Source organism: Aeromonas sp. ASNIH2, assembly GCF_002934795.1.
Taxonomy (GTDB): domain Bacteria; phylum Pseudomonadota; class Gammaproteobacteria; order Enterobacterales; family Aeromonadaceae; genus Aeromonas; species Aeromonas caviae.
The window spans coordinates 2,995,288-3,008,190 of sequence record NZ_CP026406.1; the positions used below are offsets into that span (position 1 = coordinate 2,995,288).

Here is a 12,903-nt window from a genome sequence, read left to right on the forward strand (position 1 = left end):
CAGTCTTATCCCAGGTCGTTTAGCTCAGCTGGGAGAGCACCTCCCTTACAAGGAGGGGGTCACTGGTTCGAGCCCAGTAACGACCACCATGCTTTAAAAATGATTTCGATGGGTCGTTAGCTCAGTCGGTAGAGCAGTTGACTTTTAATCAATTGGTCGCTGGTTCGAATCCAGCACGACCCACCATCATTTCAGTCTTATCCCAGGTCGTTTAGCTCAGCTGGGAGAGCACCTCCCTTACAAGGAGGGGGTCACTGGTTCGAGCCCAGTAACGACCACCATGCTTTAAAAATGATTTAGATGGGTCGTTAGCTCAGTCGGTAGAGCAGTTGACTTTTAATCAATTGGTCGCTGGTTCGAATCCAGCACGACCCACCATCATTTCAGTCTTGTCCCAGGTCGTTTAGCTCAGCTGGGAGAGCACCTCCCTTACAAGGAGGGGGTCACTGGTTCGAGCCCAGTAACGACCACCATATAGAAAAGCCCGCAGCGATGCGGGCTTTTTCGTTTCCGTCTCCCATCAGGTTCGCAGTCGATCCAGCTCGCTTGCCAGGGTGGTGGCCGCCTGTTCCAGTGCCTCGCTCAGGCGCTGGCTGGCATTGGCCTCTTGTCCCAGGGTGGTGGCGGCGTCGCCGATGCGCATCAGGTTCTGGTTGATGGTGTCGCTCACGGCACTCTGCTGCTCGGCGGCGGTCGCCACCTGGCTGATGTGATCATGGATCTGCTGGATCTGGGTGACCACCTGATTGAGTGCCTCGAAGGCCTGCTCCGTGCCTTCAACCGTGCTCACCGAGCGGGCGATCCCCGTGCTCATCAACTGCTGGCTACTGGTGACCTCGGTTTGCAGGCTGCCGATGAGCTGCCCTATCTCGTCGGTGGATGAGCGGGTCTTGTTGGCCAGCGCCCTCACCTCGTCCGCCACGACGGCAAACCCCCTGCCCATGTCGCCGGCCCGCGCCGCCTCGATGGCTGCGTTGAGGGCCAGCAGGTTGGTCTGTTCGGCAATGGCCCGGATCACATCGAGGATGTGGCTGATATTGGTGCTGCGCTGGGCGACCTGGGCGACTGCCTTGTCGGCCTGATGCATGTCCTCAACCAGGGTATGGATCTCGTTGCGGGCCCTGCTCAAGGTCTGCTGGGCCGTGCTGACATGGTGGGTCGCCGCTTCCGACTCCTGCGCCGCCTGTTCCGCATAGCCCGCCACGCTGACTGCCGTGGTGCTCATCTCGTGCATGGCGCTGACCACGCTCTCCAGCTCCAGGCTCTGATCATCCAGGCTGCTGCGCATGGCATCGGCCGTCTGTTTCATGCCCCTGGCCTGCTGATGCACCTGTTGCCCAATCTGCTTGCTGCCCTGCACCATGGCCCTCAGCTTGCCGAGGAAGGCATTGAGATGCCTGCCAAGCTCGATGAGCTCCTGGTGGGTGTCGATGCGCATCTGCTGGGTCAGGTCGCCCTCATTGCTGGCGAGGTGGGAGACGTGGCGGCTGATGAGGGAGAGGGGCGCCGTGATGGTCTGGATGAACCAGACAAGCAGCCCCAGGGCCACCAGGGTGATGACAACGATGGCGATCAGCTGCTGCTGCTGGGTCGCCTGCAACAGGCTGCCGAGCTGCTGGCTGATGGTGTTGGCCTGGCTGAGGGCGAGGGCCTTGGGCACCTTGATCATCAGCCACCACTGGTTGTCGGCAGCCTCGATCCGTATGGGCTGCTGCAGGATGAAATCGCTGTCGGTATCGGCGGGGTGTCCATTCGGGGCAACCAGTCCGGCCTCTGTCAGGGGGCGCCCCAGTTTGTCCGAATGGCGGTTGCTGCCGACGATGAAGCCCGTCTTGCTGACCAGGGTGACCTCGGCCTGGTTGTCATAGAGGCTCTTGCCAAGGTGCTCGGCCAGTTGCTGGAAGATGGGCAGGTTCATGTCGACCCCGGTGATCCCGGCAAACTTGCCATCCTTGAGGACGGGCACCGTCAGGCTGGTCATCAGCATCTTCTGACCAGGGCTTATCTCGTAGAGGTAGGGTTCCATCAGGCAGGGGCGACGTGTCTCGCGACCGCAGAGATACCACTCGCTGTTGCGAATGCCGAATTCATTGCGCGAGGTGTCGAACTTGGTGTCACTGGTGGCGGCATCTATGGTCTGCTGCGCGATGTTTCCGTTCTGTTCCCGGGTGAAGTAGACCTCGAGACTGCCCTTGCCGGCAACCGAATGGCTGGCGCCCGTCTGCCAGTCGGCGTCCTGTTCGTCGTAACCGTTGGGTTCGAACTGGGCGTAGATGGAGCTGATCCCGTTTGCCTGGTGCAGGCGGCTGCCAAGCAGGAGCTCCACTTGCGGGCGACTCAGCCGCTGGTCCGGCTGGGCCATGCTTCCTTCAAGCTGCGCCGCCATGCCGAGCGGTATCTGATAGGCCTGCTGCAACTGGTCTTCGATCTGCACGGCATACCGCTCTGCCTGGAATTGCAGGGAACGGGAAACCTCCTGCTCCAGGGCGCCACGGGTCTGCGCCATGATGTCATCGCGCAGGCCGTTCAGCGAGGAGGACTGTATCCATGTCATGGCGACGCCACTGGCGAGAAAAAGTCCCAGCGTGAGCAACAACAACTTGGTCTTGAGCGAACGTTGTTTCATTCGACAACTCCTTTTGGCAAGAATGACAACGATATGGTCGGAGCGGGTCCTGACAGTTGTACTGTACTGGATTTGTTGATGGGTTTGTGCACGGCTTCTGGTTATAATTTTGGCCTTCCCGAGCGTTGATGGAACAGTCGCAATGAGCAATGCACTGAGCAGTATTCCGCCGGTAGTCGAGATGGACTACCCCTTCCCGGCCAAACCACAGCCCCTGACTCCCGAGCAGAAGGCGACCCTGATCGCCGAGATCAAGGTGCTGCTCGAGGCGCGCCAGGCCGTGCTGGTTGCCCATTACTACACGGATCCCGAGATCCAGGCCCTGGCAGAAGCCACCGGTGGCTTCGTGGGTGACTCCCTGGAGATGGCCCGCTTCGGTCGCGACCATGCGGCCCAGACCCTGATCGTGGCCGGTGTGCGCTTTATGGGAGAGACCTCCAAGATCCTGAGCCCCCACAAGCGGGTGCTGATGCCGACGCTGGAGGCCGAGTGCTCGCTTGATCTGGGTTGTCCCATCGACCAGTTCTCCGCCTTCTGCGATGCCCACCCCGATCACATCGTGGTGGTCTATGCCAATACCTCGGCAGCGGTGAAAGCGCGGGCCGACTGGGTGGTCACCTCCAGCATTGCGCTGGAGATCGTCGAACATCTGGACAGTCAGGGTCACAAGATCATCTGGGGCCCGGACAGACACCTCGGCGCCTACATCGAGAAGAAGACAGGGGCCGAGATGCTGCGCTGGCAGGGTCACTGCATCGTGCACGACGAGTTCAAGGCCAAGGCGCTGCGCGAGCTCAAGGCCCAGAACCCGGATGCCGCCGTGCTGGTGCACCCGGAGTCCCCGGCCTCCGTCATCGAACTGGCGGATGCGGTGGGTTCTACCAGCCAGCTCATCAAGGCCGCCAAAGAGCTGCCCCAGCAGAAACTGATCGTGGCGACCGATCGCGGCATCTTCTACAAGATGCAGCAGGCCTGCCCGGAGAAAGAGATGGTGGAGGCGCCCACCGGCGGCGATGGTGCCACCTGCCGCAGCTGCGCCCACTGCCCCTGGATGGCGATGAACGGCCTGGTGGCCATCAAGGAGGCCCTGACCGACGGCGCCGAGCGTCACGAGATCCATGTGGATGAGGCACTGCGTCTCAAAGCGCTTGTCCCGCTCGACCGCATGCTGGATTTCGCCGCCGAGCTCAAGCTCAAGACCCAGGGCAACGCCTGACTGACGCTGATGGCAAGATGCAAAGAGGGCTCCCGCGGGAGCCCTCTTTATTTATCCGTCATCTGTATCGTCAGATGATGACGGTGGAGAAGCTGTGCTCCTCGTCGGGCGGGACGGTGATCCCGTCCTCGGCGGTGATGGCCGCCTCGACACAGAGCATGGTGCGATAACCGTCGTCACTCATATCGGCCATGGCGCTGGCCCCTTCCTGCCAGGGGGTCCAGACCACCACGCTGTCGTGGTTGCCGCTGACCACCCGGGTGGTGCGCTCACCATCCTGCACGCTGACCATGGCATCGGGCTGGCGGTAGATGCGATCCATGGCTGCGGTGACGGTCAGCGCTCCCTGTTGCAGTTCGTTGCGGCCGGTCAGCTTGTCCAGATAGGGTTCGCCGAGGCCGGTCACGGTTACCGCTTCCGGCGCACTGATCTGCAGGTAGGTGTGCAGGGCGGCATTGTAGGTGAGCGCTGACTTGCCGGTGTTGCGGGTGGTCAGCACCAGGGAAAGCTCCTTGCCGACCAGTACGTCCAGCTCCAGCTCGAAGGCATGGGGCCAGAGCGTCCTGCTGGCATCGTTGTCACGCAGGGAGAGGTGGACGAGTGTGCCATCCCCGTGATCGGAGACCCCATCCAGCGTCCACAGGCAGTTGCGTGCGAAGCCATGAGCCGGCTTGCCGCTGCCAACGCGAGCGGGGGAGGGGCCGAACCAGGGCCAGCAGAGGGGAATGCCGCCGCGAATGGGCTTGCTGCCATCCAGTATCGCCTTGTCGCTGAGCCAGAGAGAGGCCGGTTCACCATGGCGTTGGTAACGCAGCACATGGGCGCCAAACAGGCTTATCTCGGCCCTGGCGTGCTCATTGTCTATGGTCAGCAGGGGCAGGCCATCCTGGCTCAGGGTGCAGTGGGCAGTCAGCGTACGTGTCGGTGTCATAAAGGCTCCAGTGCTCGGGGACATTCAGAAAGGGTCCGTGATTCAGAATACAAAAAGGCGGCCATTGGCCGCCTTTTTTCAAGCTACGCGATTGCGCATCCCAAATTACTTGGAGATGTGAGCGATCAGGTCCAGAACCTTGCTGGAGTAGCCCATTTCGTTGTCGTACCAGGAGACGACTTTCACGAAGGTCTTGTTCAGCTGGATACCAGCCTTGGCATCGAACACGGAAGTCTGACGCTCACCCAGGAAGTCGGTGGAAACCACTTCGTCTTCGGTGTAGCCCAGCACGCCCTTCATGGCGCCTTCGGAGGCAGCCTTCATGGCCTGGCAGATTTCAGCGTAGGACGCTTCTTTCTTCAGGTTGACGGTCAGGTCAACAACGGACACGTCCGGAGTCGGCACGCGGAAGGCCATGCCGGTCAGCTTGCCGTTCAGTTCCGGGATGACCACGCCAACAGCCTTGGCAGCACCGGTAGAGGACGGGATGATGTTCTGAGCCGCACCGCGGCCACCGCGCCAGTCTTTGGCAGACGGACCATCAACGGTCTTCTGGGTAGCAGTGGTAGCGTGAACGGTGGTCATCAGGCCGGATTCGATACCGAAGGTATCGTTCAGAACCTTGGCGATGGGGGCCAGGCAGTTGGTGGTGCAGGAAGCGTTGGAAACGATGTCCTGGCCAGCGTAGGAATCCTGGTTGACGCCCATGACGAACATCGGGGTAGCGTCTTTGGACGGACCGGTCAGTACGACTTTCTTGGCACCGGCAGCGATGTGCTTGCGAGCGGTTTCGTCGGTCAGGAACAGACCGGTTGCTTCGGCAACAACGTCAACACCGATTTCGCCCCATTTCAGGTTGGCCGGGTCACGTTCAGCGGTAACACGTACGGTTTTGCCGTTGACGATCAGGTTGCCGTCTTTGACTTCAACAGTGCCCTTGAAGCGACCGTGAGTGGAGTCGTACTTCAGCATGTAAGCCATGTAGTCAACGTCGATCAGGTCGTTGATACCAACCACTTCGATGTCAGCACGCTCAGCGGCCAGACGGAAAACGAAACGACCGATACGGCCAAAACCGTTAATACCTACTTTGATAGTCATAATTGGTTACCTAACTGTTCAGTAGTCAAAGAAAATTCCGTTTGTAAATTTACTAGAACTCCCTCGCGAGTCAACCAACAATCTGCGCGAAATTGCGCTATATCATGAAAAACTGTGAAATTTATTTTCGGTTTATGTAACTGGCTACCAACTTTTGTTGAATGCATCATCAGCAAAGTCGGTGGCAGAGAACAACAATAGTGCCTGCCCGGTCACACATCCAGCCGGGGAGATATGTAAAAATGTGCGCGGTTCAGCATGGCCAAAGAGCCACTGTTCAAGTACCAACCATAAAAATTAATCACAAAATAGCGTAGACAGAATCCACAGCGGGAATTCTCAAACTATGACCACCCTGATTGAACAGCTGGCTGCCGCCAAAGGCATTGCCAGTGAGTATGTTGATGCCTGGGGCCAGCCGGCCCTGGTATCGGAAGAGAGCAAGGCCGCCATGCTGGGCGCCATGGGCTACCGCGTCGACGACGAGGCCGCCCTGTCCGAACAGCTTGAGCAGGAGCACCGCCAGCACTGGCTGCGCGCGCTGGATCCCGTGATGGTGGTACGCAGCGGCGACGCCGTTACTCTTGAGGTTCGCCTCCCCATCGAATTCGTCAACGATGCCCTCACCTGGCAGCTCCAGCAGGAGCAGGGTGCAGTGCTGTCCGGTCAACTCACCCCCATCGAGGGTGAGCTGGTCGGGGTGGCCGAGTTCGAGGAGATGGAGTGCCAGGCCTATCGCGTCACCCTGGATGTGCAGCCTGCGCTGGGTTATCACCAGCTCATCCTGCTTGAAGAGGGCAATGACGAGCCGCTGGCCACCATGCGTCTCATCGTCGCCCCCAAATCCTGCTACAAGCAGGCGCCCATCGCCAATGGTCGCAAGGTGTGGGGCCCGAGCGTCCAGCTCTACTGCCTGCGCAGCCGCCACAACTGGGGCATCGGCGATTTCAGCGATCTCGGCCAGCTGGTTGAGAATGCCGCCGCCTGGGGAGCCCACTTCGTCGGTCTCAACCCCATCCACGCCCTCTATCCGGCGAACCCGGAGAGTGCCAGCCCTTACAGCCCCTCTTCCCGTCGCTGGCTCAACGTCGCCTATATCGACGTGGAAGCGGTGCCCGAATTCCTGGGCAACGATCGCCTGAAAGCGGAAGTGGCGAGCCCGGCCTTCCAGCAGCACCTCACCTCCCTACGGGTCAAGGACAATGTGGATTACACCGGCGTCATCCAGACCAAGATCGGGATGCTGCGCCAGGTGTTCGACCAGGCCAGCTTCAGTGCCGAGCGTCAGGCTGCGTTCGATGCCTTCGTGGCCGCCGGTGGCGACAGCCTGCAACAGCAGGCGGCGTTCGATGCCCTGCAGGCCCACTTCTATGCCAAGGGCGACAACGCCTGGGGCTGGCCGGTCTGGCCTGAGCAGTTCCGTGACTACCACAACCCGGCCGTTGCCGCCTGGATGGCCGAGCACAACCAGGACGTGGCCTTCTACCTCTACCTGCAGTTCCTGGCCGACGAGCAGCTGGCCCAGGCCGATGCCCGCGCCAAGGCCGCCGGCATGGTGATGGGGATCTACCGGGATCTGGCGGTGGGTGTCTCCGAAGGCTCCACCGAGATCTGGGCGAACCGGGATCTCTACTGCCCGAAAGCCTCGGTCGGTGCGCCGCCCGACATCCTCGGCCCCCTCGGCCAGAACTGGGGCCTGCCCCCCATGAACCCGAACCAGCTGTTCGAGGCGGCCTACCAGCCCATGGTGGATCTGTTCCGCGCCAACATGCGCTCCTGCGGTGCCCTGCGTATCGACCACGTGATGGCCTTGCTGCGCCTGTGGTGGGTGCCGCCCGGAGAGTCCGCCGCCAAGGGTGCCTACATCTACTACCCGGTCAACGATCTGCTGGGGATCCTGGCCCTCGAATCCCACCGCAACCAGTGCCTGCTGATCGGCGAGGATCTCGGCACAGTGCCGGAGGGGATCGACGTGACCCTGAAGGAGAACGGCGTCCACTCCTACAAGGTGTTCTTCTTTGAGCGCTCCAAGGACGATGGCGGCTTCATCTCCCCGGCCCACTACGCCGAGCAGGCGATGTCGGCCCTGACCACTCACGACATGCCGACCCTCAAGGGCTTCTGGCATTGCGACGATCTGGCGTTGGGACGCGAACTGGGCCTGTATCCGGATGAAGAGGTGCTCAAGACCCTGTATGCTGATCGCCACCAGGCCAAGCAGCGGATCCTTGACAGCCTGCATGCCCATGGGGTCATCTCTGGCAATATCAGCCACGACGTGAACTGGGTCGGCATGAACACCGAGCTCAACCACGGTCTGCAACTGCACATGTCCCGCGGCAGCTGTGCCCTGTTCAGCACCCAGCTGGAAGACTGGCTGGAGATGGACAAGCCGGTCAACGTGCCGGGCACCAGTTACGAATACCCCAACTGGCGTCGCAAGCTCTCCCGGGATCTGGAGGATATTTTCGCCGACGAGGCGCTCAAGAATCTGGCGGGCAAGATGAGCCGGGCCCGTGACGAGGCCAGCCGTTGAGCCTTAATCGCCAACATGTGACTCACTTTCATCCGCTTCGGCCTAGGCCGAAGCGGATGTTCAGCCATCAAAGGAAATGTCGATGCCCGTTGAACGTTTAGTTGCCGCCCGCTGTGCCGATCCCTTCTCCCATCTAGGCCTGCTGGCCAATCCGGATGGGCCAGGCCTGAAACTCACCGCCTGGTTGCCCGATGCGCTCGAGGTCCGGGTCAGAGACCTCAAGTCAGGCAAGATAGTTGCCACCCTGACCGCCGCTGACGAAGCGGGCCTCTTTGAAACTGTTTTCACCCGCCGCAAGAATCCCTTTCCCTACCAGCTCATCGCCAGCTACGCCGACGCCAGTGCCGACATCATAGACCCCTACCAGTTCCAGGCCGCCGCCTGGGAAGGGTTGGCGGAGCTGACCTGGCAACCGGAAAACCTCTACCACACCCTCGGCGCCCAGTTGCGCACCGTGACGCACCTCGGCCAGCAGGTGGAAGGGGTACGCTTTGCCGTCTACGCGCCGAGCGCCACGGCGGTGAGCCTCATCGGGGATTTCAACTTCTGGGATGGCCGCCGTCACCCCATGCAGCGCAGCCAGTGCGGCCACTGGGTGCTATTCGTGCCGGGGCTCAAGGCCGGGGATCGCTACAAGTTCGAACTCAAGGACCCGGCGGGCAATCGCCTGCCCCACAAGAGCGACCCGGTGGGCTTCTACTGCGAGCAGTACCCCTCGTTCGCCTCCGTGGTCTATGACCACGGCCAGTACCAGTGGCAGGACGCCGCCTGGCGCGAGAGTCAGCTCAATGACAAGCGCGAACAGCCCCTTTCCATCTACGAGCTGCACGTGGGTTCCTGGAAGCGTCACTCCAACGGCGACAGCCTGAGCTGGCGCGAGCTGGCGGTGGAACTGGTGGATTACATCAAGGAGATGGAGTACACCCACATCGAGCTGCTGCCGGTCTCCGAGCACCCCTTCAGCGGCTCCTGGGGCTACCAGCCGGTGGGCATGTTCTCCCCCACCAGTCGCTACGGCACGGCCGACGATTTCAAATACTTCGTGGATCAGTGCCACCAGGCGGGGATCGGCGTGATTCTGGATTGGGTGCCCGCCCACTTCCCGTCCGATGCCCACGGCCTGGCCCGCTTCGACGGCACGCCGCTCTACGAGTACGAAGATCCGCGCCGTGGCTGGCACCCGGACTGGAACTCCTACATCTATGACTTCGGTCGCGACACCGTGCGCCAGTTCCTGGTGGCCAGCGCCCTGTTCTGGCTCGACAAGTTCCACATCGACGGCCTGCGGGTGGATGCGGTCGCCTCCATGCTCTATCTGGATTACTCCCGCAACGCCGGTGAGTGGGTGCCCAACGTCGATGGCGGCAACCACAACTACGAGGCGATCAGCCTCTTGAAGTGGACCAACGAGGAGGTGTACGGCAAGTACCCCCACGCCATGACCATCGCCGAGGAGTCCACCGCCTTTGCCGGGGTCTCCCGTCCCACCTTCCTCGGTGGCCTGGGGTTTGGCTTCAAGTGGAATATGGGCTGGATGCACGACACCCTCAGCTACATGCAAAAAGAGCCCATTCACCGTCGCTACCACCACAACGACATGACCTTCTCCATGGTGTACCACTATGACGAGAACTTCATTCTGTCCCTCTCCCACGACGAGGTGGTCCACGGCAAGCACTCCCTGCTCTACAAGATGCCGGGGGACGAGTGGCAGCAGGCCGCCAACCTGCGTGCCTACATGGGCTTCATGTATGCCCACCCCGGCAAGAAGCTGAACTTCATGGGTACCGAGATCGCCCAGAGCAACGAGTGGAACCACGACGCCCAGCTGCCCTGGCACCTGTTGCAGTATCCCAAGCACGGCGGCCAGCAGCGGCTGATCCGGGATCTCAACCACCTCTATCGTCACGAGGCTGCCTTGTATCAGGCCGATTATGAACAGACCGGCTTCCGCTGGCTGGATCACAACGACGCCGACAACAGCATCTTCGCCTGGCTACGGGCGGACAAGCTGGGGGCGCATCCCCTGATGGTGGCCTGCAACTTCACCCCGGTGCCTCGGGTCGGCTATCGCCTCGGGGTGCCGGCGGCCGGCCACTATCGGGTGGTGCTCAACACCGACAGCGAGCATTACTGGGGCAGCAACTATGATGTGGGTCTGGTCTTCGTCGCCGAGCCGACGCCCTGGCAGGGCATGGCGCACAGCATAGTGCTGGATCTGCCGCCGCTCGCGACCTTGTTCATCAAACAGGAGTCTTGATGTTCGCAATGGAAAACGGGGTGGATCACCCGCTGGGCGCCCGGCTCGACGAGACGGGCTGCCACTTCTGCGTCTGGGCACCGCAATCGGACAAGGTGGAGCTCTGCCTGTTCGACGAACAGGAGCAGGAGCAGGCCCGGCTGGCCCTGCCCGGCCGGCGAGGCCAGTACTGGTTCGGCCATGTGCTCGGCGTCAAGGTCGGTCAGCGCTACGGTTATCGGGTCCATGGCAGTCCCCAGGACGGCCTGTTGTTCGACCCGGACAAGCTGCTGATCGACCCCTATGCCAGGGCACTGAGCCGTCCTACCTACTGGGACGACGCCCTCTATCAGGGGGACAGCGCGGCCATGGTGGCCAAGTCCGTGGTGGTGGACGATGCCTTCGACTGGCAGGGGGTCGGCAAGCCCGGCATCCCGCCCGAGCGGGTCGTGCTCTACGAGACCCACGTCAAGGGTTTCACCCGCCAGCACCCCGGGATCCCCAAGGAGCTGCAGGGCACCTATCTGGGCATCAGCCACCCGCTGATGATCGAGCACCTGCAGTCGCTGGGGGTCACCTCGGTGCAGCTGATGCCGGTGGCGGCCTTCATGTCCGAGCCCAGGCTCGAGCAGCTCGGGCTTACCAACTACTGGGGCTACAACCCCATCGCCTTCTTCGCCCCCGAGCCGCGCTACGCGGCGAAGGAGGCGGTAACCGAGTTCAAGACCATGGTGCGCGAGCTGCACCGGGCCGGGATCGAGGTGATCCTGGACGTGGTCTACAACCACACCGCGGAATCCGGCTTCGACGGCCCCATGCTGTCGTTCAAGGGGTTCGACAACGCGGGCTACTACGCCTTCGAGTCGGGGGCCCACGGCCCGGACTACCACCGTCACGCCAACGTCACCGGCTGTGGCAACAGCGTCAATCTGGATCATCCCAACACCCTGCGGCTGGTGCTCGACGCCCTGCGCTACTGGGTCACCGAGATGCAGGTGGACGGTTTCCGCTTCGATCTGGCGGTGACCCTGGCGCGGGAGGCGGGGGAGTTCGATCCCATGAGCGCCTTCTTCAAGGCCATGATGGCGGATCCCGTGCTGGCGCGGGTCAGGCTCATCGCCGAGCCCTGGGACATAGGCCCCTTCGGCTATCGTCTCGGCCAGTTCCCGAGCCAGTGGCTGGAGATCAACGACCGCTATCGCGACACGGTGCGCGCCTTCTGGCGCGGCGACGCGGGCAAGATGGGGGACTTCGCCACCCGGCTGGTGGGCTCGCGGGATCTCTTCCCGAAGAACTGGCGCGCCCCCCACACCAGCGTCAACTACCTCTGCTATCACGACGGCTTCACCCTGGAGGATCTGGTCTCCTACAACCAGCGCCACAACCAGGCCAACGGCGAGGACAACAGAGACGGCCACGGCCACAACCTCTCCCATAACCACGGGGTGGAGGGGCCGACGCTCGACCCCAGGGTGAACAACCTGCGCCAGCAGCAGAAGCGCAACCTGATCGCCACCCTGCTGCTCTCCCAGGGGACGCCGCACTTCCTCGCCGGGGACGAGATGGGCCGCAGCCAGCTTGGCAACAACAACGCCTACTGCCAGGACAACCAGATCAGCTGGGTCAACTGGCAGTTGCGCCCGGAGGACGAGCGGCTGCTCGCCTTCACCCGTCAGATGATGGCGCTGCGGGCGGAATCCGGGGTCTTCTCCAACCTGCAGCTGAGCGACGACAGCTGGAATGGCAAGGCGACCAGCTGCCACCAGGTCAACTGGTACCACCCGGACGGCCACCAGCTCACCGATCAGGACTGGCATGCCCCCATGGGCCAGGCGTTCGCCATGGACATCGGCATGATCGGCTGCACCGGCGAGCGCTGGTTCGTGCTGTTCAACGCCAGCGATTACGACATCCAGTTCCGCCTGCCACCGCCGGGGGAGGGGATGGAGTGGATCCAGACCATCGACACCGCCACCAACGACGGCCTGCCCTTCCTGCCGGACGACATCAAGCGGCAGGTGGCGGTCGGGCGCGCCCACTCCCTCAAGCTGCTGGAGCGGGTCGCCCTGCCGGCGGTGGCCCTGGCCAGGGAGGGGGTAGTCGCCACGCAGGATGTTGCCGCCGTGTTGCCAACGGGATCACAGTTCCCGCTGGCGGGGTAGAGTGAAACGGCCTGACTCGGTATGCTGGTCACCGCTACCCATGGCAAGGAGTCCATATGAATGGCAATAATCCTGGACGGTGGCGTAGCAAT

7 protein-coding genes and 5 tRNA genes are annotated in these 12,903 nt (G+C 62.1%); 9 read left to right on the top strand and 3 right to left on the bottom strand.

The window, feature by feature from the left end; genetic code table 11:
• The first annotated feature begins 13 nt into the window (after positions 1-13).
• The 5 genes from C3F36_RS14295 to C3F36_RS14315 all read left to right on the top strand — a co-directional run bounded on the left by C3F36_RS14295 (position 14) and on the right by C3F36_RS14315 (position 473).
• Positions 14-89 (top strand) — tRNA-Val (locus C3F36_RS14295).
• 21 nt (positions 90-110) lie between these two features.
• Positions 111-186, top strand: a tRNA-Lys gene (locus C3F36_RS14300).
• A gap of 19 nt (positions 187-205) precedes the next feature.
• Positions 206-281 (top strand) — tRNA-Val (locus C3F36_RS14305).
• A gap of 21 nt (positions 282-302) precedes the next feature.
• Positions 303-378, top strand: a tRNA-Lys gene (locus C3F36_RS14310).
• A gap of 19 nt (positions 379-397) precedes the next feature.
• Positions 398-473: transfer RNA gene (locus C3F36_RS14315), tRNA-Val, on the top strand.
• Positions 474-520: 47 nt separating this feature from the next.
• On the opposite strand, the gene C3F36_RS14320 is transcribed toward C3F36_RS14315, so the two are convergent.
• Complete coding sequence (locus C3F36_RS14320; protein WP_104455276.1) at positions 521-2,626, bottom strand: methyl-accepting chemotaxis protein; 2,106 nt, start codon at positions 2,624-2,626, stop codon at positions 521-523.
• A 142-nt stretch (positions 2,627-2,768) separates the two neighbouring features.
• On the opposite strand from C3F36_RS14320, the gene nadA reads away from it, so the two are divergent.
• Entirely contained in the window at positions 2,769-3,842 is a 1,074-nt protein-coding gene (nadA, locus tag C3F36_RS14325; RefSeq protein WP_052816503.1) for a quinolinate synthase NadA, read from the top strand.
• A 70-nt stretch (positions 3,843-3,912) separates the two neighbouring features.
• On the opposite strand, the gene C3F36_RS14330 is transcribed toward nadA, so the two are convergent.
• Both C3F36_RS14330 and gap read right to left on the bottom strand, forming a co-directional pair.
• A complete protein-coding gene (locus C3F36_RS14330; protein ID WP_042864408.1) occupies positions 3,913-4,773 on the bottom strand; it encodes a D-hexose-6-phosphate mutarotase in 861 nt (286 codons plus the stop codon).
• A gap of 105 nt (positions 4,774-4,878) precedes the next feature.
• Positions 4,879-5,874 (bottom strand): type I glyceraldehyde-3-phosphate dehydrogenase, encoded by a 996-nt coding sequence (gene gap / locus C3F36_RS14335; protein WP_010672882.1) that lies wholly within the window; start codon positions 5,872-5,874, stop codon positions 4,879-4,881.
• A gap of 346 nt (positions 5,875-6,220) precedes the next feature.
• On the opposite strand from gap, the gene malQ reads away from it, so the two are divergent.
• From malQ to glgX, 3 genes are all read left to right on the top strand, one after another.
• Entirely contained in the window at positions 6,221-8,410 is a 2,190-nt protein-coding gene (gene malQ / locus C3F36_RS14340) for a 4-alpha-glucanotransferase (protein ID WP_104455277.1), read from the top strand.
• 82 nt (positions 8,411-8,492) lie between these two features.
• Positions 8,493-10,670 carry a 1,4-alpha-glucan branching protein GlgB gene (gene glgB, locus C3F36_RS14345; protein ID WP_104455278.1) on the top strand — a complete coding sequence of 726 codons (2,178 nt, stop codon included), beginning with the start codon at positions 8,493-8,495 and terminating at the stop codon, positions 10,668-10,670.
• The gene (glgX, locus tag C3F36_RS14350; protein ID WP_104455279.1) at positions 10,670-12,811 is read left to right on the top strand and encodes a glycogen debranching protein GlgX; all 2,142 of its coding nucleotides are present in this window, start codon (positions 10,670-10,672) and stop codon (positions 12,809-12,811) included. The genes glgB and glgX overlap by 1 nt, the downstream gene beginning before the upstream one ends.
• The last annotated feature ends 92 nt before the right edge of the window (positions 12,812-12,903 follow it).

What these genes read in the sequence shown, in the direction of transcription:
- C3F36_RS14330 (WP_042864408.1), bottom strand. Translation starts at nt 4,773, where the DNA reads ATGACACCGACACGTACGCTGACTGCCCACTGCACCCTGAGCCAGGAT.
- nadA (WP_052816503.1), top strand. Translation starts at nt 2,769, where the DNA reads ATGAGCAATGCACTGAGCAGTATTCCGCCGGTAGTCGAGATGGACTAC.
- malQ (WP_104455277.1), top strand. Translation starts at nt 6,221, where the DNA reads ATGACCACCCTGATTGAACAGCTGGCTGCCGCCAAAGGCATTGCCAGT.
- glgX (WP_104455279.1), top strand. Translation starts at nt 10,670, where the DNA reads ATGTTCGCAATGGAAAACGGGGTGGATCACCCGCTGGGCGCCCGGCTC.
- C3F36_RS14320 (WP_104455276.1), bottom strand. Translation starts at nt 2,626, where the DNA reads ATGAAACAACGTTCGCTCAAGACCAAGTTGTTGTTGCTCACGCTGGGA.
- glgB (WP_104455278.1), top strand. Translation starts at nt 8,493, where the DNA reads ATGCCCGTTGAACGTTTAGTTGCCGCCCGCTGTGCCGATCCCTTCTCC.
- gap (WP_010672882.1), bottom strand. Translation starts at nt 5,874, where the DNA reads ATGACTATCAAAGTAGGTATTAACGGTTTTGGCCGTATCGGTCGTTTC.